Origin of the sequence: Streptococcus marimammalium DSM 18627, assembly GCF_000380045.1 — a bacterium.
In the GTDB taxonomy this organism is placed as follows: domain Bacteria; phylum Bacillota; class Bacilli; order Lactobacillales; family Streptococcaceae; genus Streptococcus; species Streptococcus marimammalium.
The window spans coordinates 111553-134623 of record NZ_KB904358.1 but is presented as its reverse complement, the minus strand read 5'-3'; the positions used below and the strand labels follow the sequence as shown (position 1 = coordinate 134623).

General features: G+C 34.8%; 20 protein-coding genes, 1 tRNA gene and 1 riboswitch. Of the genes, 8 read left to right on the top strand and 13 right to left on the bottom strand.

Going from position 1 to position 23071, the window contains the following annotated elements:
- Positions 1 to 84 precede the first annotated feature (84 nt).
- The 7 genes from A3I1_RS0106100 to A3I1_RS0106070 all read right to left on the bottom strand — a co-directional run bounded on the left by A3I1_RS0106100 (position 85) and on the right by A3I1_RS0106070 (position 5833).
- Complete coding sequence (locus A3I1_RS0106100; RefSeq protein ID WP_026216788.1) at positions 85 to 2154, bottom strand: heavy metal translocating P-type ATPase; 2070 nt, start codon at positions 2152 to 2154, stop codon at positions 85 to 87.
- A 9-nt stretch (positions 2155 to 2163) separates the two neighbouring features.
- Positions 2164 to 2472 carry a DUF6110 family protein gene (locus tag A3I1_RS07985; protein WP_018370398.1) on the bottom strand — a complete coding sequence of 103 codons (309 nt, stop codon included), beginning with the start codon at positions 2470 to 2472 and terminating at the stop codon, positions 2164 to 2166.
- Between the two features lie 267 nt (positions 2473 to 2739).
- The gene (locus tag A3I1_RS0106090; RefSeq protein WP_018370397.1) at positions 2740 to 2946 is read right to left on the bottom strand and encodes a helix-turn-helix domain-containing protein; all 207 of its coding nucleotides are present in this window, start codon (positions 2944 to 2946) and stop codon (positions 2740 to 2742) included.
- 13 nt (positions 2947 to 2959) lie between these two features.
- Positions 2960 to 3436 (bottom strand): DUF2975 domain-containing protein, encoded by a 477-nt coding sequence (locus A3I1_RS0106085; RefSeq protein ID WP_018370396.1) that lies wholly within the window; start codon positions 3434 to 3436, stop codon positions 2960 to 2962.
- A 36-nt stretch (positions 3437 to 3472) separates the two neighbouring features.
- Positions 3473 to 3952, bottom strand: a complete 480-nt coding sequence (locus tag A3I1_RS0106080; protein ID WP_018370395.1) for a hypothetical protein — start codon at positions 3950 to 3952, stop codon at positions 3473 to 3475.
- A gap of 320 nt (positions 3953 to 4272) precedes the next feature.
- Positions 4273 to 4725: an ASCH domain-containing protein gene (locus tag A3I1_RS0106075; protein ID WP_018370394.1), complete on the bottom strand. Its 453-nt coding sequence runs from the start codon at positions 4723 to 4725 to the stop codon at positions 4273 to 4275.
- A gap of 70 nt (positions 4726 to 4795) precedes the next feature.
- A complete protein-coding gene (locus A3I1_RS0106070) occupies positions 4796 to 5833 on the bottom strand; it encodes a S66 family peptidase (protein WP_018370393.1) in 1038 nt (345 codons plus the stop codon).
- Between the two features lie 271 nt (positions 5834 to 6104).
- A riboswitch (glycine riboswitch) is annotated at positions 6105 to 6211 on the top strand.
- 163 nt (positions 6212 to 6374) lie between these two features.
- On the opposite strand from A3I1_RS0106070, the gene A3I1_RS0106055 reads away from it, so the two are divergent.
- A complete protein-coding gene (locus A3I1_RS0106055; RefSeq protein WP_018370392.1) occupies positions 6375 to 7703 on the top strand; it encodes an alanine/glycine:cation symporter family protein in 1329 nt (442 codons plus the stop codon).
- A 289-nt stretch (positions 7704 to 7992) separates the two neighbouring features.
- Here A3I1_RS0106055 and A3I1_RS0106050 read toward each other — a convergent pair whose 3' ends face one another.
- Entirely contained in the window at positions 7993 to 8826 is an 834-nt protein-coding gene (locus A3I1_RS0106050; protein WP_018370391.1) for a M48 family metallopeptidase, read from the bottom strand.
- 198 nt (positions 8827 to 9024) lie between these two features.
- Here A3I1_RS0106050 and A3I1_RS08250 point away from each other — a divergent pair, with 198 nt between their 5' ends.
- Complete coding sequence (locus A3I1_RS08250; RefSeq protein WP_018370390.1) at positions 9025 to 9252, top strand: PF20097 family protein; 228 nt, start codon at positions 9025 to 9027, stop codon at positions 9250 to 9252.
- Positions 9253 to 9319: 67 nt separating this feature from the next.
- Here the strand turns inward: A3I1_RS08250 and A3I1_RS0106040 are convergent, their stop codons facing one another.
- From A3I1_RS0106040 to A3I1_RS0106030, 3 genes are all read right to left on the bottom strand, one after another.
- Complete coding sequence (locus tag A3I1_RS0106040; protein ID WP_018370389.1) at positions 9320 to 12439, bottom strand: LPXTG cell wall anchor domain-containing protein; 3120 nt, start codon at positions 12437 to 12439, stop codon at positions 9320 to 9322.
- 165 nt (positions 12440 to 12604) lie between these two features.
- Entirely contained in the window at positions 12605 to 12958 is a 354-nt protein-coding gene (locus A3I1_RS0106035; RefSeq protein WP_018370388.1) for a hypothetical protein, read from the bottom strand.
- Positions 12948 to 13481 carry a class IV adenylate cyclase gene (locus tag A3I1_RS0106030; RefSeq protein WP_018370387.1) on the bottom strand — a complete coding sequence of 178 codons (534 nt, stop codon included), beginning with the start codon at positions 13479 to 13481 and terminating at the stop codon, positions 12948 to 12950. The genes A3I1_RS0106035 and A3I1_RS0106030 overlap by 11 nt, the downstream gene beginning before the upstream one ends.
- Positions 13482 to 13605: 124 nt before the next feature.
- Between A3I1_RS0106030 and A3I1_RS0106025 the strand changes: the two genes are divergently transcribed.
- Both A3I1_RS0106025 and A3I1_RS0106020 read left to right on the top strand, forming a co-directional pair.
- Entirely contained in the window at positions 13606 to 15501 is a 1896-nt protein-coding gene (locus A3I1_RS0106025; protein ID WP_018370386.1) for a M13 family metallopeptidase, read from the top strand.
- Positions 15502 to 15515: 14 nt separating this feature from the next.
- Positions 15516 to 16406, top strand: coding sequence for a diacylglycerol/lipid kinase family protein (locus tag A3I1_RS0106020; RefSeq protein WP_018370385.1), 891 nt, complete (start codon positions 15516 to 15518; stop codon positions 16404 to 16406).
- Between the two features lie 142 nt (positions 16407 to 16548).
- Here A3I1_RS0106020 and A3I1_RS0106015 read toward each other — a convergent pair.
- Positions 16549 to 16619 (bottom strand) — tRNA-Cys (locus tag A3I1_RS0106015).
- 757 nt (positions 16620 to 17376) lie between these two features.
- On the opposite strand from A3I1_RS0106015, the gene rpsB reads away from it, so the two are divergent.
- The 4 genes from rpsB (at position 17377) to A3I1_RS0105990 (ending at position 22353) form a co-directional block, all read left to right on the top strand.
- Positions 17377 to 18171 (top strand): 30S ribosomal protein S2, encoded by a 795-nt coding sequence (gene rpsB, locus A3I1_RS0106005; RefSeq protein WP_018370383.1) that lies wholly within the window; start codon positions 17377 to 17379, stop codon positions 18169 to 18171.
- Between the two features lie 97 nt (positions 18172 to 18268).
- Positions 18269 to 19309: a translation elongation factor Ts gene (gene tsf, locus A3I1_RS0106000; protein ID WP_149031805.1), complete on the top strand. Its 1041-nt coding sequence runs from the start codon at positions 18269 to 18271 to the stop codon at positions 19307 to 19309.
- Between the two features lie 132 nt (positions 19310 to 19441).
- Positions 19442 to 19906, top strand: coding sequence for a CtsR family transcriptional regulator (locus A3I1_RS0105995; RefSeq protein WP_018370381.1), 465 nt, complete (start codon positions 19442 to 19444; stop codon positions 19904 to 19906).
- Entirely contained in the window at positions 19903 to 22353 is a 2451-nt protein-coding gene (locus A3I1_RS0105990; RefSeq protein WP_018370380.1) for an ATP-dependent Clp protease ATP-binding subunit, read from the top strand. The genes A3I1_RS0105995 and A3I1_RS0105990 overlap by 4 nt, the downstream gene beginning before the upstream one ends.
- Positions 22354 to 22390: 37 nt before the next feature.
- On the opposite strand, the gene A3I1_RS0105985 is transcribed toward A3I1_RS0105990, so the two are convergent.
- Complete coding sequence (locus tag A3I1_RS0105985) at positions 22391 to 23035, bottom strand: deoxynucleoside kinase (protein WP_018370379.1); 645 nt, start codon at positions 23033 to 23035, stop codon at positions 22391 to 22393.
- Positions 23036 to 23071: the final 36 nt, after the last annotated feature.

Genomic DNA, 23071 nt, shown 5'->3' with positions numbered 1-23071 from the left:
TAATCAATCTTGTAAAGTTTTCATTATTGGATAAAAAATAAAACCCTTACAAATGTGTAAAGGTTTTTAGGGATAAACTAGTTTTTAGTTAATATTTCTGAAACCACTCATACTTTTTAGGATGATTGTTGTAGTGGTTAAATTGTGAAGAATGGATAAGAGACTTGGCGAGATAAGATTAAAAACACCAAGCAAAATTAAGCTACTGTTAATGGTGATGGTTTCTTTAACATTTTTTGAAATCCTTATTTCAAGCTCCTTAGTAATATTTTCAAGCTCTAAAAGGCTGTTTAATTTATTACTTGCTAGAACTAAATCACTGGTTTGTTTACTAATATCTGCAGCATCATGCATCACAGCACCAATAGTTGCTAGTGAGATGGCAGCAGAGTCGTTTAACCCATCGCCAATCATCATGACTTTTTTACCCAAGCTCATTTGCTCTCTGACAAAATCATATTTATCTTCGGGAGTAACATTAGTTTTAATGTATTGAAAACTGATATCTCCGATAAGATTTTGGGTTCTTTCTACAGTATCTCCTGTAAGAAGTGCTACCTCCTTACCTTGACGTTGCAAGTAAGTAATCATTTCTTTTGCACCTACCCTTAATGGGGTGTCAATTAAGAAAATACCAATTAATTGCCCATCATATCCAAGATAAAGAAGGTTGTATTGTTTTTGGTAGGAAGCAATCAACTCTTCTTGCTCTGGTGTGATTTTGATCGCTTGCTCGGTCATTAGTAGATAACTACCAATGGCCACTTGTTTGTCGTCAATGGTTGATAAGATACCGCGTGAAGCAATGTGTTGTAATTGTCCATGCATTTCTTCATGGATAATATGTTGTTCTTTAGCCTTTAGGACAACAGCAGAAGCAAGAGGATGGTGAATATGCTCTTCTAAACACGCACCAATTCTGATAACATTTTCGGTAGAATAATTATAGAAGGGAATAACTTTAAAGACTTTAGGGTCAGAAACAGTTAATGTGCCTGTTTTATCAAAAACAAATAAATCGATGTCGTTATAGTTTTCCACTACATCCATGCTTTTAATGATAATGTCATGATCAACAGCCTCTTTAATGGCTGACAGATAAGAAATAGGAATTGATAGTTTTAAAGCACATGAGAAGTCAACCAGTAGAAAAGATAAGGCTTTTTGGAAGGAACCTGTCAAGAAGTAGGTGAGAAAGACACCCAAAAAATTGTATTTGACTAAATGGTCAGCCAATTTGATAAATTTTCGCTGTTCACTCCCTTTTTTTGTTTCGGATTGTCTCATCAGTCGCATTAGTTCATGCAGACGATAATTGATTTTGGCATTAGTGACTTTGATATAAAGTTCACCAGATTCTAAAACAGTGTTTGAATAAACGGTATCTTCCTTTGTTTTATAAATGGGGAAAAATTCACCATTGAGAGAACTCTCATTGACCATACCACTACCTGATAGGACGATGCCATCAAACAATAATTCATTACCGGCAGAAGTGATAACAATGTCATTTTCCTTAATGTCTTGGCTGTTCTTTTCAATTTTTTGTTGATTTTCATCTAAAACCCATACCATCTGCTCACGATTATTTAAACTGTTTTCTAAATCTTCAATGGATTTTTTATTGGACCAATCATTTAACTGTTCACCCAATCCCATGATGAACATAATGGATCCGGCTGTTTTAAATTGTCCCATGAGAATAGAGGTTGAAATAGCAGCACCGTCAAGCACCTCCATCGTCAATTCTTTTTTACTTAAATGATTTAAAGCTTCTTTAATGTAGTGAGTGGCTTGGTAAATCGTATAGGCATATTGAATTGGTAATGGTAAAAAGAAGCGTCTTGCCGCAAATTGCAGAAGTTCTTTAGAGATGATTTGATAAGGGGTTTCTTCTTTTTGATAGGTCTTTTCTAGAGCTATTTTGAGCTGTTTTTGATCAATGCTTTTTAGATAAAAAAGAGCAGATGAAAGAGCATAGCCTTCATTCACCGTGATAGCTATGTTTTTTTGATCTTGATAAAAATGAACCATCTTAATGGCATCATTTTGATGAGCCAATTCTTTGAGATATTCTTTAACAGCATAACTACAAAGAAAAGGGCATTTCACCCTTATTCGACTATTGTTTTGATGCAATATTTTAAATGTCATTGGCTATTATCAGTTTTCTGTCGCGCTTGGTTGATCGAGTTCTAGTTCTTCAGCACTCAATGCTAATTCTTTTTGCTTTTTTGCTTCATAGATTTCTCTAGCATCAGCTAAAACATCATCTGTGTGTTGTTTGACCACTGAAAGACTTGAATCTAGTTCATCTTTGACTTGGTATGATTTTGCAATCACTTTAGCATACTTAGCTTTAGCGTTTTTGCTAGATAGTAATTTTAAACCGACTGTTCCAAAAAGAACACCGCCTACAAATAATCCAGAGCTTTTAGTAACTTGTGTGGCTTTTAATAGTTGTTTTAACATAAGGGCCCTCCACTTTCTTTGATAAATTCATTATAACGTGAATAGACAGTAATTACAATTGATACGGGTTATTAAAAAAGAGAAGAAGCTAACAATTGGTCATTTGATAGAGATACGATATTGTGATTTCAGTGTCTATACAAAAAAGTAGAGCTATAAAAAGGCTGATTTATCAGCCTATCATAGTCTACTTAACCTCTCGATTAGACGTTTATAATAATCATCAAAATGTGGCATTGTTGTTTCAGTGTCATCGATTGGTTCTTATCATTCGTCTGGCACGTATTCAAGAATATCACCAGGCTGGCAGTCTAATTCCTTACAGATGGCTTCTAAGGTTGAAAAACGGATGGCTTTTGCCTTACCTGTTTTTAAAATGGACAGGTTGGCAGGAGTAATACCAATGCGTTCTGCCAGATCTCCTGAGCGCATTTTCTTTTTGGCAAGTTCAACGTCTAGATTAACAACAATCATCGTTTACTCCTTTCTAGATAGTAAATTCATTTTCGGCTGCGATGTCATTTGCTTTTTCTAATATTTTTGAAAGTGTCCAAACAACAAGAGCAGTGATAATATAAGTAGGATTGAAAAAGGAGTAATCTTGGAATTGGAAAATACCATTTCCAAAGAACGATGCAATCACTAAAAGGAGTGCAACACGTTTTGACAAGAGAACATTTTGTTTAACAAAAATCTCATCGGCTATAATATTTTTGAAAAATTGTCGAACACAATAAAGGACAAAGAGAATAATATAGCTATTAGCTAGATTTAAGAGAGTGGCTAAAGGACTAGCGTCTTTTAAAGACATCGTAAAACTCATATCAGCATTGTTAAAAAGATCAATATTTGTAATGCCAAGGGCAAAAAAGATTGTGGCAAAAACAAGTGAGATGGCTAGTATGATGAGTAAGATATTGATAAAACCAAGGATATATCTTAAGTAGGTGTTTTCTTTAGTCACTATGGTGTCCTCTTTTCTAGTGTTTTGTTGTATTAATTAGGCTTGTTGTTTGGTATGGTTTTTGATGTAAGTAATCACTTTGCTGGCTATCAATAACCAAACAGCAATACCAAGATTGACGATGATGTGATTAGGATTAGCAGTAAATTCAGTAATACCTTGAATAAGGCCAACAACAGCCATCAAAAGAGCGCCTTTTTTCAAGAATAATGCTGTTTTGTCTGAGATGAGTTCATTTGGATTGAAAGTAGTCGCAAATTGTTTGAGTTTGATTAGACCATAGGTCATGAGTGTGTTTCCAGTCACAAGGGTAAGAACGTAGGCATTTGCACCGCCCCAAGCATTGTGGGCTGAAAAGGTTGTTTCAATGCCTGCTGGTAAAATGTGTGAGAGATCAATTTGACCAAACAATAGCACAAGTGATGCAATGCTTATGGTGCTGAGAACGATAACGGCAAAAGTAGCAGCTAATGTGATGAATCCTTTAACAAGGGCAGTGAGTTGAGTTGTTTTCATTTTTTATTCCTCTATTTCAATAATTTTTTTAAATTAGACATAAGGTGAGCTCTTCTTATCTCTTATCGAAATATATTTATTGTTTTTCGATAAATATAGTATAGCACAATTTTTTTGAATTGCAACACTTTTTTATCGTTTTTTGATAAAAAAATATTTTTTTTCGTTATTTTATCGAAATTAATAATCGAAAAATGATTGAAACCCCTTGTTTTGATAGTGTTTAGTAAGATTACTCCAAAACACAATTTTTTTGTTGTGACAGAATCATGTTTTAAATATTATTTAAAATATAATAAAGTTTATCCTGATTATCATCGTCATTCTGACACTTTTTCAAAGACTTCACAGACCATGGGTGCTTGTTCATAAAATGTTTTCCCAAACCTTTGATATTCTTTTTCAAAAAAGTGGTCATGAACCTTTTTCCAATAGTCATAGCTTCTGTCACCTTCTCCTTCATGCCAAGCATGTTCTGGAGATACCAAATAATAAGGGACAATATAGACTAGCTTTGTTTGTGTCACACAGACAGGTTCGTCTGAACCATTTAAAATAATATTATACTCTCCAACTTGTGGCAGAGGTTCATCCTTTTCATAGAGTTCATAGGCAGAGGTAGTGGCAGTTTTTATTTTTTTATCCACTAAATCAGCCAAGTCATCAGCCATTTCTTTCGTGTTACCAAAAGCCCATGCCTCATAGGGAGTGTCTATTGGAATATTTTTTTCTGTACAGAATGTTTCCCAGTAGTTTTTGATGTTGTCTGTCATTTTGATGCCTCCATATATAAGTGTTTGTTCTATCAATAGTGTTTTAGTGTTATTTTAAAATAGGGTTTTGTTATTCATCTTCGTTTTTAAATCTAATCACCTGCTCTTTGGCATCAACAATTGCCGTTACTCTAAATGGCACAATGGCGCGTGGTGTGGCATGCCCAACATTAAGATTATAAAGAATTGGCAGAGAAGGATTGTCAATCACGTCAACTAATATTTGTTTATACTCTTCATAGTAGGTCTCATCCATTGGTTTACCAACTAGAATGCCGTTTACAACAGAAAAGATGCCTGTTTCTTTGAGAGTTTCAAGCATTTTTTGAAAGAGTTTTGGACTTGGTTTTTCTTCACTGGTTTCAAGCAGGAGAAGTCGCCCTTGCCAGTCAGATAAATCTGGGAAGAGCTGATACTTTTTAGCCAAGATTGGCGAATCGCTATGCCTTGTCCCATCGAACAAACCATAGAGGGATTCTAGGCAACCGCCAAGGATTTTCCCTGAGAAAACACTCTCACCTTGCAGTAACTCCCAACCCTGATTCGGATGACTTTGACGCTTAGTACTCAAGGCCTTGGGGCTAAAATCTGTGCGCTCTTCGTACCAAACCTCACTTGGTTTAATCTCAGAAATGGTCTTTGTTTCAAGTAATTCTTTAAAGTATTTTTGCGAATAGGGCAACATTTCTTTGTCGAGTTCAGCCACATCCGGTAGGAAAGCCTGACCATAAAAGGTTTTGATACCAAGTTGATGCAGCATCAGATGGTTAATGGTGGTATCAGAAAAGCCAAGAAAGGGTTTCTGGTTAACGACTTGTTTTAATTCATCATTTTCAAAGAGATAAGGTAGTAAACGATAGGTGTCATCACCACCAATGGCACACAAAATCATATCCACAGTTTCATTTTTAAAGGCCGCCAAAAGATCTTCAGCTCTCTTTTCAGGATATTTGTTCAAAAAATCAATGCCTTTTAAAGCGTGTTTAGAAAAGGTAACGGTAAGGCCTAGTTGTTTCAAGCGTTTAACACCCAAATCAAGCTCGTGCTTAACAAAGTTTTCTCCCAACATGCCACTAGATAGGCTGATAATCTCAATAGTTTTAATCATAAAACCGCTCCTTTTAAATTCAGAGTTATTATAACATGGATTGACTGGAAAGAAAAAAAGTTTATTTCTATCACTTGGCTTTGAGGATAATCCTTTTCCAGAAATAGTGACTTCTTAAATGCAATCAATATAATATTGACATTTTTCATTTTTTTCGTTATGATAAAACAATATTATATCCAATAGACGTTGTTCAGGAGAAGAGAATCAATCATGATTTTCGCCGAAGGAGCTAAACTCTCAGGTGCTTGTTGTAAGTGGGACTGAAAACTGATGGACTTCTGGAGAGACTTGTTGAGATGATTGTCATCTTAGAACAAGCGCCGAAGGGGCAAGGCTAACGCTCAATCTCTCAGGCAAAAGGACAGAATAATAAATGTAAGTATAAGCAAAGAAACAGAAAAAAAAAGAGGAAGTAAGATTTTTCTGCCATTTTGTAGTATCTTTTCGTTTAGTCACATCAGAAAAAAAAGCAAGGCATCTATTGGTTAGTTGCCTTTTTGTATTGTTATTTATTATTATTCATATAGAAGGAGAAGATATGTTATCATTTTTGAAAGATTTAGATAGTTTAATTTGGGGTCCACCCCTCTTAATATTATTGTTAGGGACAGGAGTCTATCTTAGTTTTCGTTTGAAATGGCTCCAGTTGTTTCGTTTGAAAACGGCCTTAGGCTTGATAGCTAAACCACAAGATAATAATGCTAGTGGAGACATCTCTAGTTTTGCGGCTTTAAGTACAGCCTTAGCTGCAACGGTTGGAACAGGAAATATTGTAGGTGTCGCAACTGCTATTAAAATGGGTGGCCCAGGTGCTTTGTTTTGGATGTTACTAGCTGGTTTTTTAGGAATGGCAACAAAATATGCAGAAGGATTTCTTGCCATTAAATACCGTCAAAAAGAAAGTAATGGCGACTATTCTGGTGGCCCTATGTATTATATTGTTAAAGGCATTGGTCCTAAGTGGAAACCCCTAGCACAATTTTTTGCTTTCAGTGGGATTTTGGCAGCTCTTTTTGGGATTGGTAGTTTTACTCAGGTTAATGCGATAACAGAAGCTGTTCAAAATAATTTTGAATTGCCTCCTTACTGGACGTCTTTCTTATTAGCCATTTTAACAGGGTTAATTATTTTTGGAGGAATCAAGTCTATTTCAAACGTCTCTTCCAAAGTTGTTCCTTTGATGGCAGGTTTTTATATCTTGACAACCATCATTATTATAGGAATGCATGCTGATCGTATTTTGCCAACTATTCAGTTGATTTGGCAGTCTGCTTTCACAGGACATGCAGCAACAGGTGGCTTTTTGGGTGCTAGTATGGTTATTGCCATGCAGTCTGGAATTGCGCGTGGGATTTTTTCAAATGAATCAGGTTTGGGGTCAGCACCAATTGCTGCAGCGGCTGCTAAGTCCAATCAACCGGTTGAACAGGGACTTATTTCCATGACTGGTACTTTTATTGACACCTTGATTATCTGTCACTTGACTGGTTTTGCTATTCTTGTAACCAGTTCTTGGCAGGGTGATTTGAACGGGGCTGTCTTAACGCAATCTATTTTTTCTGATAATTTTGGTGCCATTGGTTCAACAATATTAACCATTTGTTTGGTATTATTTGCCTTTACCACTATTCTTGGTTGGAGTTATTATGGTGAACGTTGTATTAATTTTCTCTTTGGTGCCAAATTTATCTTGCCATATCGCATTATTTTTGTAGCAATGATTTTACTTGGTGGCTTTTTAGAACTTGAAATCATTTGGATTATCGCAGATATCGCTAACGCCCTTATGGCGATGCCAAACTTGATTGCCATTTTATTATTATCACCCATCATTGCCTCAGATTATAAGGCTTACTTTAAAAAATAAAAAAAGCGGACGTTAAGAAAACGTCTGCTTTTTCTTTAATTTCAAAGTCATAGCATTAATAGCCACAATAACTGTTGAAGATGACATTAAAATGGTGCCAACTTTGATAGAATAGTAGTGTGAGATGTATAGTATTTCGTTCCTTAATTATAGATAAGATTTGTAACTTCAACAACTATTTGTTTCTAGATTTTAATAAAATAGAAAAAATTAGTCATCTTTTGCTGAAAGCATTAAAAAAGCCTGATAAACAGGCTTAATGGATAATGATGGTGTTAGGTGTGTCATTTTACAGGAGTTTTCCATGAACGTCATAGCCCTGACTCTGCATTTGTTTTAGGGTTTGCATTCTTCGATAGCCGACAGGGTGCCTACTCATCATATTAGCTATTTTTAAAGATAAATCGTCATCATGTTTTGCAATTGTATTAAAATATTCTTTTGTGTTGACATAGCTTCCTAATTGTTTACCAGCATAGAGATAGATAGCGGATAAAGCATCCTTTGAATCATAGTAACAGGCCACTCGGTCAGCTGAATATTCCTGAGCACGATGTAATGCTTTATCTAGTAGAAAGAATTTTAAAACAGGTTGTGCTAGTAATCTTCTGAATTGAGAATGCTTACACTTGATATGTCCCAGTTCATGTGCAATAGTAAAGCGAACGATACGCCAATCATTGTTGTGATATGCAATAGCAATAATATCACTATGAATGACAATATAGGTTTTTGAAAGAGAGCATTTACCTGTAAAAGCACTCAAAAGACCATTACCGTTTTTAATGTAGAGAGGGGGAGCTGGTGACTCTCTAGTAAATTCCATTTTTGCAGCAATGTCTTGATAGATGGCATGTAGTTCGGGAAATTGTTCTTTTGTAACTTCAATACCATTAGCAACATTTGAAAAATAAAGATACCTTGCCATGACAAAGGCTGTTATTGGAGCAAATAACACCACTAAAACACTCAAAAACCATTCACGTAAAGGAACACCTGAAAAAAGTAAGATGATAGCGATAATAGTTGTTAAAATAGTTGCAAGATAACCTAATCTTAATAAGGGCATTTCCATCTTATGACGTAGTCTTTTAAGATCTGGTGTAGAAGATGTTTTTAGCATAGTAATCCTCAGTTCTAGTTTGAGTGTTTGTGATTAAAATTATTATAACGTTCTTTTAAGGATAAAACAAAGAAATCATCTTTATATTGTAAAACTTAAGGTTTTGTCAAACCATAAGATATTTTCACTTTCAAACAAAACTATTGTTAGTGTTATTTTTTTATGATATTCTTAAATTATCAAAAGGAGGAATTATCTATGGAGTGTCCAAAATGTCACAAAGAAATGACTCAAGGATTCATTTATGGTGATCGTTATGCCTTGAAATGGAGCCCAGCTGATAAAAAAGCTTTGGCTGGTATTTGGGTAACGGATGGTATCAAGTTAAAAACCAATGCAAAATTACTAGGAAGACCTAAAACAGTTACTTTTGCTTGTGAGACTTGCGATCATCTGATTATTGACTTAAATACAGAACGTGTTTAATCTTATTAAATTTATCAATTTAAAAACCCCTGTTAAAAACAGAGGTTTTTTTGATGAGGTCATTAGACTATTTTTTCTTCCATTTGAAGGCTAAAAGTCCAGAGCTAGCTGTTGCTGCAAGACCGATTAATATCCAAACAACAGTTGATTCATCACCTGTTTTTGGTAATGTAGTTGCTGTTTGTTGATTTGCCATTGGCTGAGTTTTGATAGCCATTTGGGTGTGGTTATGATCGATAACAATAATATCTTTATCAGGAGTTTCTGATAATACTTTAAAGTCAGTCAATTCACCACGCAATACAGCATTACTTACCCAACGATAGAAGTAGAGGGTGTGAAGTTTATTCATTGGATTACCCGCATAGATAAATAGTGGATTATCCATATAAGTACCATCAATAGCCATTATTTGACCTTTAACAGCATCATGACCTGGCCACCAACCAGAAATGTAAAAATCATTGTCAGAAGAAACTGATAATAATTGCTTGAAGGTTGGTGGTAATGATTTAATCCAGCTACCTGAATTGGAATAAACGAGGTCATTAGCTCGATAACCATTAGAGAGTGGATTGGTTTTATTAACTAGAGCTCTTAGGAGACCTTCATAAGAGTCGCCATTATCTTGTGTTTCAGCATCAAAGCCATCTAAGACACCAAGTCTTTCTAGCTTTCTCATAGCAGAGCCACCAATGATGAGCGTTGGTTTTTTACCAAGAAGATCTGCATCAAATTGATTGCTATCCAAAACAAGTACATCTGCTTCATCAAGACTATTAACAATTTCAAATCCCATTTGAGTAAGAGACAATGTAGCTTCAGAAACAGAAGGATAACCAAGAATTCTATTTGGATTACCAGGAGCATAGACTTTCATCGGTTTTAGTGGTATACCAATAGGTTCTTTATTATAAAGTGGTGATCCTAATAAAGCAAAATCCATTAAGAGACGACTAAAATCAGGTGTCTTTACTACATAGCCATCAGTTGTTAGGTAGACTTTTCCTCCTTGTTTTAAGAGGGTATTAACAGCTTGAATGCTACTAAGAGAATTGTTATGTATCATATAGTAGCTTGCTTTTTTATCAACAATAGTTCTAGGTGCCATTTGATGAGTTGGTTGTCCTAGTGCATCTTTAAAGAGATTTTCACTAAAGATAGCTTCAGCTTTGAAACCTCTCATTGCTGGGAAATTCATCACCACTTCAGCATACATTCCTGACCAAGCAGACTCATCATTTCCTTTATAGAGGACGTGGTTTGCATAGCCGCGTTTTGCTTGTGCCATGTCAATGACGAGGTCACCTTTTTTATAACTACCAATATCCTTGGTTAATTCATTGACGATAATACCATTACGTTTGAGGTAAGCAATCATCTCAAACGCTTGTTGACTATCGCTCTCAGTAGAAAGTCCCATTGGGATCACATAATAATCTGGGAAGAATTTAGGATTATTTCCTTTTGGTCGTCCAACAACGTTACCATTAGGACCGATAAATTGTTTCTCAGCATTTTTATCTTCAATTTTATTGATACCTCTGAGGTAATAATTGAGACGATTGGTTGTAATAATATCTTTATTTTGAATATTGTAGTCAATACCAGCTAACACAGCAGCATATCCAGCATAGAAGGATTGCTGGTTCATTTCAGGAATCTCAACAGTATGACCTAACACACCATGGTGCATTGAATAAACGGCAGTATAGCCTGAGAAGGCATCGTCCCATCCAGCACCATAATCAAGTCTTGGGATAATAAAGCTAGTATATTTAGAACTTGTAATACCGGCTGTTCCCATGGCTTTTGCTTGCTCTAACATGGTTTTTTCTAATAAATCATACTCAAAGTTAAGATCATGTGGTGGTGTAGCAGGTTCAATTAAAAATTCTTTAACAAAGCCGTGAACATCATAGAGTGAAGCAGGATTCCATTTTGAGATTTGAGCGGCTATTGCACGAGTTTCTGGATTGGCTTGATAACCTGCATCTCTATTAGGGTCAATACCATTAACTAGGGAGCGTGTATTTAATAAATCACCATCAGGATTTTCGGTAAAATTAAAGATTAAAATGGCATGTTTAAGTAAATCTTTAACCTTTAGTAAGACTGAGACCTTATTTTTATTAGCATCTAGTGTTTGATAGCTAACAGTGTCTTTAGTAGCAAAATCGTTAAAAAGAAAGGCGATAATATCAATCCCTGGTTGCTCATCAGCATGAGTGTTGTTGATGATGATAGGGACCTTGTAATCAAGTTTGCCTTCAGCAATTTGTTTGATAAGACTAGCAGGATTGTTTAACATTTGTGGTGTTAGGTGCTCAAGATAATCAGAGACATCTTTTTCTTTATCAGCAATGATTCCCATTCTCAAATCACGACCTTGTGCACTTTGACCAATGACTTCTAGGCTGACATAACGGTCATTAGCATGATTAGTCATGGTGTCATCAACAAAAGCTACCATTTCTTCATAGGTTTGATAGCTTTCATATGGTCTAAAGGTCAGTGGTTTTTGAACAATGAGCTCACCAGCACTATTATGTCCTTCTAAAACATAGGTTTTCATGTAATCACGAAAACTTCTTCTAATGTTATTTGGCCATCGTAGACTCAAATCCTCACCTAAGAGAGGTTTAATCGTAAGAGTAGCTTTATATTGTCCACTAGTAGTTTGAACATCAGAAACATTAATTAATTGTTCACCTGTAAAGGTTCCGTCTTCAATGATATAAGTTTTTTCTGGCAATCCATTTATTTGCCAGTTAATGTCAGTCTCAGGGGTTTCAATAGATATATTTATTTTATTTGATTCTGATAGATAAACTGTTTGTTCTTCTAAGGTGATTGGAGCTATTGCTGTTTTTTCAACAACAGGCTCTTTTGCTATGGTATCCGTCTCGACAGCAGGCTCTTTTGGTAAATCGCCAGTTTCGGTCACCGTTGGGGCTATCACTTCTTGAGGAGTGACTTCTGTTTTAGTGTCGAATTCAGCAATTTGATCAACATTATTTTGATTATCAGTTGGTTCAGGTTGGTTTTCTACCTGAGTAGTTGTGACAGTAGAAAGTTGCTCATCATTGGCATGCACTGGGGTAATAATACCCTCAGCCATTAAGGCTAATAAAAATGATGCCGATAGGCCTATAATGCTTTTAGGTAAACGTCGTTTTTTCACCATAAGTATCCTCCTTGAAATTTAATTTAAGCTGAATTCACCTGTATTTTAACATTAAAAGCGCTTACATTATGTGATAGAATTAACACTTCATAACAAATTTTACTACTAGTCACATAATAAAATCCTCTCTAATTTAGAGAGGATTTTATCATAATTACATTTAAATTAACCAGCGCGTGTTCCGTTTGGAATTTGTTTTTCTGGCATCGCAAGAACAGGTGTGATGCCATCTTCAAAGCCAATATCAAATAGCATGCCATAAGAGATGTGACCAAATAGTTTTCGAGGTTTCAAATTAACAACAAATAATGCCTGTTTTCCTTCAATTTCACGAGGATTTTGCCGCTCTTCTTTAAGACCACAAAGGATTGTTCTTGGTTCTTTTTCTCCTAAATCCACAGTTAATTTGACAAGAGTTTTTGATGCTTCAATATCTTCAACCCTTAAGATGGTGCCACAACGAATATCGATTTTTTCAAGGGCGTCCATGGTAATTTCTGGTTTAATGTCAGCTGTCATAAGAATCCTCCTTTTTTAATAAATCTATATAAGCAACTGATATGTAATCAGTATCCGAAATATTAAGTTTTTCAAGAATAGTCTCTACCTTTTCTTGAGCTTGTTTAAGTGGTTCATTATCTAAAATCATATATTCTAATTCAATGAAATCACCAAGGTTTTTAACATGATCTAAATGAAAGCGAACGTTATCTTTTAAAAAGAGTAGACGTGTCTTTTCAACGATGCCAACACGTCCCAAAACTACTCCTAACACCCTATCTAATTGTTTAGGCTTGTTAATGTTCCATATCTTATAGTTGGAAAGTTTTGAGCTGGAAAGGTCAGGTCTTTGATAAAAAATCAATTCACTAGTTTTATTGTTAATTTGACGGAGTTTTAGCCTACCAAAGCAAAAATGGTAAAAAGTATCTCGTTGATTTAAAGTGACAGGTTCTACCTGAGTTAATTGATGAAAGAACTTTTTCGTTTTTTGGTAATCTGTAATGCGTGCTTTGATTTCAATATTTTTTGCCAAAATCATTATTCCTCCTTTTTTATCAGTATATCATAGAATATATTTTATTGAAATATTAAGTATTTAGTATGCGTTTCACCCCTATTTTTGATAGAATAGAAGGTATATTAATAGAAATTGAGGTCGATATATGGTTCGATTACAAGATGATTTTTACAATGGTATTAATGGCGATTGGATTGAGTCAGCTGTTATTCCTGATGACAAGCCAGCCACTGGTGGGTTTTATGATTTAGCCGATGAGATTGAAAAACTCATGCTTAAGACAACTGATGGCTGGTTAGAAGGTAAAGACGTTCCTGATGATGCTATTTTAAAAAACTTTGTCAAATTCCATCACCTGGTGTCTGATTTTGATAAAAGAGAAAAATTAGGAGTTGCTCCTGCTATGCCTCTTATTAAAGAATATCAGGAAATGAAAAGCTTTAAAGAGTTTACCCAAAAGCTAGCTAGTCTTGAGAAGAAAGGCAAACCCAACTTAATGCCATTTGGTACGTCGCCAGATTTTATGGATGCAAGAACTAATGTGCTTTGGGCTTATGCACCGGGAACTATTTTGCCTGATACAACTTTCTATGATGAGAATAATGAAAGAGGTAAAGAATTATTGGCTATTTGGCGTGCCAATCAAGAAAAACTTTTGCCTTTATTTGGTTTTTCAAAAGAAGATGTTAAAGATATATTAGATAAAATAATTGCTCTTGATAACAAATTAGCTAAGTACGTTTTATCAAGCGAAGAGTCATCAGAATATGCTAAATTATACCATCCTTATGAATGGTCAGAATTTACAAAATTAGTGCCTGAGTTGCCACTTGATGACTTTTTCAAAGAAATTTTAGGGCAAATCCCAGATAAGATTATTGTCCCTGAGAAACGTTTTTGGACGGAATTTGCCAATGAATTTTACTCAAAAGATAATTGGGCTGCTTTAAAGGCTTCTTTCCTTTCATTAGCTGCACAACACTGGACATCATATTTAACAGATGAGATTCGTATCTTATCTGGTGAATATCAGCGTGCGATTTCAGGAACCCCTCAAGCAATGGATAAGAAAAAAGCAGCTTTTTACCTTGCACAAGGACCATACAATCAAGCACTTGGTTTATGGTATGCGGGTGAGAAATTCTCCCCAGAAGCAAAAGCTGATGTTGAAAAAAAAGTAGCGACTATGATTCGTGTTTATAAGGATCGCTTAGAAAAAAATGATTGGTTACAAGAAGAGACACGCCAAAAAGCTATCACCAAACTAAATGTTATCACTTCACATATTGCCTATCCAGAAGAATTACCAGAAACTTATAATAGAAAGATTATTGATGATAGGATTAGTTTGATTGATAATGCACAAAAATTGGCTGAGATTTCGATTGCTTATTCTTGGAGCAAGTGGAATAAGCCGGTGAATCGTAAAGAATGGCACATGCCAGCACACATGGTCAATGCCTACTATGATCCACAACAAAACCAAATTGTCTTTCCTGCAGCTATTCTTCAAGCACCATTTTATTCACTAGAACAAAGTTCTTCTGCTAACTATGGTGGTATTGGTGCAGTGATAGCTCATGAAATTTCCCATGCTTTTGACACTAATGGTGCTTCCTTTGATGAAAATGGTAGCTTAAAAGATTGGTGGACAAAAGAAGATTATGAGGCCTTTAAAGAAAGAACAGATAAAGTAGTCGCTCAGTTTGATGGTCAAGAGTCGCATGGTGCCAAGGTTAATGGCAAATTAACCGTTTCTGAAAATGTAGCTGACTTAGGTGGTTTGGCTTGTGCTTTAGAAGCAGCCAAAAAAGAAGCAGACTTTTCAGCCAAAGACTATTTCATTAATTTCGCTAAAATTTGGCGTATGAAAGCGCGTGAAGAATACATGCAAATGATCGTGGCTATTGATGTTCACGCCCCAGGTCATCTTAGAACTAATATTCAAGTGGCTAATTTTAATGATTTCTTTACAACTTTTGATGTGAAAGAAACAGATAAAATGTGGCGTAAAAAAGAAGACCGTTTAACGATTTGGTAATAAAGGAGAAAAAAATGAAACGTGTATTATTAGTTGTCAATCCAAGCTCAGGAGGCGAAAAAGCTAAAGAATTTGAAGATATGGCTAAAGACAAGCTAGCTACCTATTTTGATGATGTTGTAGTGAAACACACCAAAAAAGGTGGTGATGCTAGAGATTTTGCTAAAGAAGCAGCTAAAGATCACTTCCATAGTGTTTTTGTTATGGGTGGTGATGGGACAGTTAATGAAGGTATTAGTGGTTTAGCAGAAGAAGACCACCGACCTTATTTTGGTTTTTTCCCATTAGGAACAGTTAATGATTTGGCTCGTGCCCTTAATATTCCACTTGATCCAAAAGAAGCTATCGATTCAATTGACTTTGACAATTTACATCCATTAGATATTGGTAAAATTAATGATTCCTATTTTATGAATGTTGTCGCTATTGGAACAATTCCAGAAGCTATCAATGATGTCGACTCAGAAGATAAGACTAAACTTGGTAAAATGGCTTATTTTGTATCAGGATTTAAAAGTTTACTAGAACATCAATCTTATAACTTTAAAGTGACAGTAGATGGTAAGGAAAAAGAGATTAAAAGTAGCACTTTATTAATAGGTTTAACCAATTCAATAGGTGGTTTTGAACAACTCTTGCCTGAGGCTGAAGTCAATGATGGTTTGTTACACTTTGTTTATTTAAAGGACTCTAATTTATTGGAAACCTTACAATCTGTCCCAAGTCTTTTATTTGGTGTAGACAATTCTAATCAACGTATTGGTTATGAAAAACTAAAAGAATTAAACATAACACTAGAAAAAACTGATGAACCATTAACAGTCAACGTTGATGGTGATGAAGGAGATGCTCTACCAGTAGCTATCAAGGTTTTACCTTCACACTTAAAAGTTTACAGACCTTAAAAGTAATTTATATTTCTGATGAAAATGCAGAAATTTTACCAGAAATTTTTAGCTTCATCTAGTTTTAATTAACTTTAAAAAACAAAAAACGCTCTATTGAGCGTTTTTTATTGTCTATGAAAATGAATGAAAATGTTTTGTAAGGCGGTAGACGGATTTGAACCGACGATCAAGCTTTTGCAGAGCCGTGCCTTACCACTTGGCTATACCGCCACAAGTAATTATTCTAACGCAAAAATAAGATTTCGTCAAGTAAAATCTTAGAAGATTTTTTGATAGAAAATATAAAACTAATGGTAATTCCCAATTAGCTTAACTATAAAGATTTTCTAGGAAATTTGTTTTCTAATACTTCTTTTGGTGAGTTGTTTATCCACTTTTTAATTCATATAATTTGTAGTTGAGAAAGATTTAAATAGGTTGACTAAAGGAAAAATGGGAAAATTGTTTTTCAAAAGTGGCGTTCACTATATGACAAGAAGGATTTAACAGACTTATAGTTACTATATTATAATTCAACATAACTGAGAAATCATTGCATTATTAATATGTTAGCTTAAAACTGTAGAATTTGTCAAACTACATATTCAAATGATCACTGCTACCTTACTAAAATCAATTTTTTATTCAAATAATTAGAACGTTTGTTAGCGTCAACTGATTGATGAGCTATTTTGGAGTGATAGTAAAATTGTATTCCATGATTCTTCAAATGCACCTTTAATGGATTGATTGTCTCTCTTAGAAAAATTTTAAATATTCTCAAATGTTTAAGAGTAATTTAGGATTTTCCTATGAAAATTAAAATAGAGATAAATGTCTTGTTAAATTTACACTTTTTTGATATTATAGTAGAGTCATTTATTATGACAAATACTCATTTTGAATGGATTGTTTTCTTGTTGCTCGTTAGAGTGAGATGGCAAGTTGAAATTCAAGAGAGGAAAAAACAAAAAAAGGAGAAATACTCATGGCAGTAATTTCAATGAAACAACTTCTTGAGGCTGGTGTTCACTTTGGTCATCAGACTCGTCGCTGGAACCCTAAGATGGCTAAGTACATCTTTACAGAACGTAACGGTATTCATGTTATTGACCTTCAACAAACCGTTAAATTAGCAGAACAAGCTTACGAATTTGTTCGTGATGCTGCAGCTAATGATGCTGTTATTTTGTTTGTAGGAACAAAAAAACAAGCAGCAGATGCTGTTAAAGAAGAAGCACTTCGTGCAGGTCAATACTACATTAATCATCGTTGGTTAGGTGGAACATTGACCAACTGGGGAACTATCCAAAAACGTATCAAACGTCTTAAAGAAATTAACAAAATGGAAGAAGATGGAACATTTGATGTTCTTCCTAAAAAAGAAGTGTCACTTCTTAACAAACAACGTGATCGCTTAGAAAAATTCTTGGGTGGTATCGCTGATATGCCTCGTATTCCAGATGTGATTTATGTTGTTGACCCTCATAAAGAGCAAATTGCTGTTAAAGAAGCTAAAAAATTAGGTATTCCAGTAGTTGCTATGGTTGATACAAATGCTGATCCAGATGATATTGATATCATTATACCAGCAAATGATGATGCTATTCGTGCTGTTAAACTTATTACTGGCAAATTAGCAGATGCTGTTATTGAAGGTCGTCAAGGAGAAGACTCAATGGAAGTTGTTGCTGATGAAATGGTAAGTGAAGAAGTCAATGAAGAAGCATCAGCTGAGTCAATTGAGAAACTTGTTGAAGTTGTTGAAGGTACAAATGAATAATCACTACTTTTGATGATAACGTCTATAAACGGGGCAGAAATAGCAAACCGCTCTGTCTCGTTTTTCATTAGAAATTAATATAACATGGAGGAAATTTATAATGGCAATTACTGCAGCTCAAGTAAAAGAATTACGTGAAAAAACTGGTGCTGGTGTTATGGATGCTAAAAAAGCATTAGTTGAAACTGATGGTGACATGGAAAAAGCAATTGAGTTTCTTCGTGAAAAAGGAATGGCTAAAGCTGCTAAAAAAGCAAGCCGTGTTGCTGCTGAAGGTTTAACTGGTATCTATGTTAACGGAAATGTTGCAGCATTGGTTGAAGTTAACTCTGAAACAGACTTTGTTGCTAAAAATGAGCAATTTGTTTCTCTTGTTAATGAGACAGCTCAAATCATTGGTGATAACAAGCCAGCTAACAATGAAGAAGCACTTAAATTAACCGTTGCTTCTGGTGAAACATTGGAAGAAGCTTATATTAAAGCAACAGCAACGATCGGTGAAAAAATTTCGTTCCGTCGCTTTGCACTTGTTGAAAAAGAAAATAGTCAAGTTTTTGGTGCTTACCAACATAATGGTGGTCGTATTGGTGTTATCACTGTTCTTGATGGTGAAGATGACAGTCTTGCTAAATCTGTAGCTATGCATGTTGCTGCGATGAAACCAACTGTTTTATCATATAAGGATCTTAGTGAAGAGTTTGTTCATGATGAATTAGCACAATTAAACCATAAGATTGAACTTGATAACGAAAGTCGTGCTATGGTTAATAAACCGGCTCTACCATTCCTTAAATATGGTTCAAAAGCACAATTAACTGATAGTGTTCTTGCTGAAGCAACAGAATCTATCAAAGAAGAACTTAAAGCTGAGGGTAAACCAGAAAAAATTTGGGATAAAATCATTCCAGGTAAGATAGATCGCTTCTTACTTGATAATACTCAAGTAGATCAACAATACACATTACTTGCTCAAGTTTATATTATGGATGATAGTAAAACTGTAGAACAATTTCTTGAATCTAAAAATGCAACTGTTGATACATTTACACGCTTTGAAGTGGGTGAGGGTATTGAAAAAGCAGCCAATGACTTTGAAAGTGAAGTTCAAGCAACAATGGCTGCGGCACTCAACAAGTAATATTACAAAAAAGGTGGGTTTCCCATCTTTTTTGTTTCAATCAATAGCTCTATCTTGTTTTTTGGTTTTCAAATATGAGTATTTTCGGTATAATAGTCAGAGATAGTCAAAGATGATAGAGAGGAGTTTGAGATGAGTTCGAAAAATATATCTGATATTATTGAAGAGTATATTAAACAGATATTAGCTCAATCTGGTATTGCAGAAATCAGACGTTCTAGTCTAGCTAATACCTTTCAAGTTGTTCCTAGTCAGATTAATTATGTGATTAAAACCCGATTCCCTGAAAGTAAGGGTTACATTGTTGAGAGTAAACGTGGAGGAGGAGGCTATATCAGAATTTGTAAGGTTCGCTATTCAGATAATCACCAGATGTTAAGAGAGTTGTCAGAAACAATTGGTGATCGTATAAGTGAGCAAATTTTTACAGATTTGATTCAAGTCTTATTTGATGAAAGAATTATTAGTGAGCGTGAAGGAAACTTGATACTAGCCACCTCGATGGATGATGTATTAGGAAATTTTGCTCCCCAAATTCGTGCTCGTATGCTTAAAAAAATTTTACAACAATTAGATAGAAAAGGACCTCATTTATGATTCAATATTCTCCTAAAATGCATGATGTTTTTAAACATGCACAGTATCAAGCAGCTAGATATGACAGTCTCTATTTAGAAAGCTGGCATATCTTATTGGCAATGATTTACGTACCCGATTCGATTGCAGGACACGTTTTTTTAGAGTTTGATAATCTTGTTCCAAAAAGAGCCTATGAAGAAGCCGCAAGATTAGCTGTTAATAAAATACCTAAAGAAAAAATTAAAGGGTTAGTTTTTTTTGAACAATCAAAAGCTTTAGCACATACACTAAGATTTGCTCAAGCTATTAGTCAAGTGACTGGTGATGAAGAGGTTGGGACAGAACATGTCTTATTTGCTATGTTGTTACATATTGATTTATTGTCAACTCGCATCTTAGAATTGGCTGGCTTTAAGATGAAAGATAGCGATGCCAAATTACGTCTTATCGATCTTCGTAAATCACTTGAACGTCATGCTGGTTTCTCAAAAGAAGATTTAAAAAATATTCAACATTTATTAAAACCACAAAAAAATAAAAATAGTCATTTTTCTGATTTAATGAAACCCCCATCATCAATTGGAGAATTATCAGAATTTACTAGAGATTTAACAGAAATGGCTCGTTTAGGTAATCTTGATCCTGTGATTGGACGTGAAAAAGAAATCACACGAATGGTTCAAATATTAAGCCGTAAAACTAAAAATAATCCTGTTTTGGTTGGTGATTCTGGTGTTGGTAAAACAGCTCTTGCTTATGGGCTTGCTCAGCGTATTGTAACAAGTGATGTGCCGTATGAAATTGCTGATATGAGAGTGTTAGAGCTTGACATGATGAGTGTCGTTGCGGGAACTCGATTTCGTGGTGATTTTGAAGAGCGGATGAATCAAATTATTGAAGATATTGAGGCTGATGGTCATATCATTCTTTTTATTGATGAACTTCATACCATTATGGGTTCAGGTAGTGGCATTGACAGCACACTTGACGCTGCAAATATCTTAAAACCAGCACTTGCCCGTGGCACCCTCAGAGCAGTAGGTGCAACTACTCAGGATGAATATCAAAAACATATTGAAAAAGATGCAGCTCTTTCTCGTCGATTTGCCAAAATTTTAGTAGATGAACCGAGTGTTCAGGATGCCTATCAGATTTTATTAGGTCTAAAGAAGAGTTATGAATTATATCATAATGTTGTTATTAGTGATATGGCTGTTAAAACAGCTGTTCAACTGGCTCATCGTTACCTAACGAATAAAAATTTACCTGATTCGGCCATTGATTTACTAGATGAGGCGAGTGCAACCGTACAATCTCTAGTTAAAAAAACAACCCCTGAAACCTTATCAAAAGCTGATAAAGCTTTAATGGCAGGGAAATTAAATCAGGTATCAAAATGGTTAGCTAAGGAAGATGAAAGTGAAAATCTAGACCCAGTTCCTGTTGATGAGGATCATATTAAGAAAACGCTTAGTCAACTCTCTGGAATACCAGTTACCAAACTCTCTCAGACAGACGCTCAGCGCTACCTCAATTTGGAAAAAGAATTGCATAAACGTGTTATCGGACAAGATGCGGCGGTATCAAGTATTAGTCGTGCCATTAGACGTAATCAATCTGGTATTAGAGTCGGTAAACGTCCGATTGGCTCTTTCATGTTTCTTGGACCGACAGGAGTTGGTAAAACAGAATTAGCCAAGGCCCTTGCTGAAATTCTATTTGATGATGAATCAGCCCTTATTCGTTTTGATATGAGTGAGTATATGGAAAAATTCTCAGCAAGTCGTTTAAATGGTGCACCTCCAGGCTATGTCGGTTATGATGAGGGTGGGGAATTGACTGAAAAAGTTCGTCATAAACCTTATTCAGTTCTTCTCTTTGACGAGGTAGAAAAAGCTCATCCTGACATCTTTAATGTTTTATTACAAGTTCTTGATGATGGTGTACTAACAGATAGTAGAGGTCGTAAGGTAGACTTTTCAAATACTATTATCATTATGACAAGTAATCTTGGTGCAACTGCCCTTCGTGATGATAAGACAGTTGGATTTGGTGCAAAAGATTATTCTAATGATTACGAAGCCATGCAAAAACGTATCATGGAAGAATTAAAGAGAGCTTATCGTCCAGAATTTATCAATCGTATTGATGAAAAGATTGTTTTTCATAGTTTAATGCCAGAGCATATGCGTGCAATTATTAAGATTATGATATCACCTCTCATAAAAGCTTTAGCAGAAAAAAATATTATTCTTAAATTCCAACCATCTGCTCTAGATTATTTAGCTAAAGAAGGTTATGATAGTGAAATGGGAGCAAGACCCCTACGTCGAACCCTTCAGGAAAAAGTTGAAGATCATTTATCAGAATTGATTTTATCGGGAGAATTAACCTCTGGTAATATTTTGAAAATTGGGATAAGAAAAAAACAGTTGTATTTTACAATTGTTCATCCAGATAACTAAAAACCCTTGAGAGCATTAAGCTCTCAAGGGTTTTTAGTCAGTTTAATAAATCAAGGGTTTTTAATTGCTTATCAACCATTTCAAAAATAGTTTGTAGATCTTTGGGATTCTCAATAAAATCAAACTCATCACCGCTAATTTTAATTTTTGGTGAGGCATTATAGTTTTCATACCATTCAGGGTATTCTCCGTGAACTTGTTTGTAATAATTGTACAATTCAGGATTCTCGGCAATTTGTTCAAAATCACGACCACGTTTTTTAATCCGCTCTAACATTTTTTCAAATGAGACATCAATATAAATGAGTAAATCTGGCCTCTTTTTAGGCATGCCTTCTAACTCTTCTAGCATATTTTCTAATAATTCTTTATAAATATTTAATTCAGTCTCTGTGACATTACCATTTTTATAATTAATTGTTAAAAATAACTCATCTTCAAAGATTGAACGATCTAAAATATTATTATCTGCTTTATAGGCTTCTTTGATAGATTTGAAGCGTTTGTTTAAGAAAAAAATTTGCAACAAAAAGGCATATTTTTTTGGATCTTTATAATAAAGATCTAAAACGGGATTATTGTCAACAGCTTCATAAAAGACTTCTGTTCCTAAATGTTCTCCAAGTGCAGCTGCGAGGGAGCTCTTCCCAGCTCCAATGGTTCCTGCTAATACAATCAACATACTTCTCCTAACTTTATATGACGTTATCATTTTATA